The organism is Mesorhizobium sp. M7A.F.Ca.US.005.03.2.1, assembly GCF_003997795.1.
In the GTDB taxonomy this organism is placed as follows: domain Bacteria; phylum Pseudomonadota; class Alphaproteobacteria; order Rhizobiales; family Rhizobiaceae; genus Mesorhizobium; species Mesorhizobium ciceri.
In genome coordinates, this window is sequence record NZ_RZRP01001343.1 from 1 (window position 1) to 1,028 (window position 1,028).

At 62.1% G+C, this 1,028-nt stretch carries 1 protein-coding gene and 1 pseudogene; one reads left to right on the forward strand and one right to left on the reverse strand.

Annotated features, from left to right (window positions below; all coding sequences use genetic code 11):
• Nucleotides 1-333 (reverse strand): annotated as a pseudogene (locus EN991_RS37610) (chloride channel protein); the annotation flags it as partial.
• Nucleotides 334-487: 154 nt separating this feature from the next.
• Between EN991_RS37610 and EN991_RS37615 the strand changes: the two are divergent.
• On the forward strand, nt 488-940 hold the full coding sequence (locus tag EN991_RS37615; protein ID WP_063172462.1) for a helix-turn-helix domain-containing protein: 453 nt from the start codon (nt 488-490) through the stop codon (nt 938-940).
• Nucleotides 941-1,028: the final 88 nt, after the last annotated feature.

Here is a 1,028-nt window from a genome sequence, read left to right on the forward strand (position 1 = left end):
GCGCCCGAGCAGGATCGCCTCGATGGCTTCGGGAATGCCGTGGCCGCGGATCTTCTCGCTGCCATAGCGCGCCATCAGGCCGATGATCAGCGCACCGATCACCGGAACTAGGACTGCGGCAAGCCCAAGCGGCGTGTTCTCGAGCTTCAGGTCGGCAAGCGAGAATTGGCCGAAATAGGCGATGTTGGTGGCAAGCCGGATCAGCTTCAAAAGCGCGATGCCGGCAAACAACCCGGCTGTCGCCACCACCACGGCAATGGCGGCGACGAGCAGCACCCTGGGATCCGTGGTGAAATCGCGCAGGTGCTCCGGGTTCGAATGATGGGTCTTCATGGCAGTTGCTTCCTGGCGGCGGCCGTATGTCTGGGATGCGGCACGGTCGAAGCGGCCAGCCGGGTTTGTCGGTGGCTATGTATCGTAACACGATATAAATATTCAAGCCGGTTTCGCCCGAAATCCGTTTGAGCTTTCGCCGGAAAACGAACACATGTCTGATATGTCGCAGCCACGAGAACAACGTCCCGCCATCAGCCAGGCCGATTACCAGCGGCTGTCGGAGTTTCGCTACCTGATCCGCCGGTTCCTCGAATTCAGCCAGGTCCAGGCGGAAGACGCCGGCCTGACCCCGCGCCAGCATCAGGCGCTGCTGGCGATCAAGGGATTCCCCGGCGGCGGCCCGGTGACGGTTGGCGATCTCGCGGAACGCCTGCGCATTCGCCACCACAGCGCCGTCGAACTGGTCAACCGTCTCGGCGAGGCAGGGCTGGTCACAAGGGATCAGGACAAGGACGACCATCGCCGCGTGCTGCTGCAACTGACCGAGCGCGCCGACGATTGCCTGGCCGAGCTGTCGGCGGCGCATCTCGACGAACTGTCACGTATCGAACCGATGCTGCGGCGGCTGCTCGATCGAGACCGTAATGAAGCTCCGCCACCTTAATGAGCCTGCTCACCATGTTCCGATGAAGGCTGCCAAGGCCAGCAGCACGCCTGTCAGGATATTTGCCAGGAACAGACGAAAATTCACC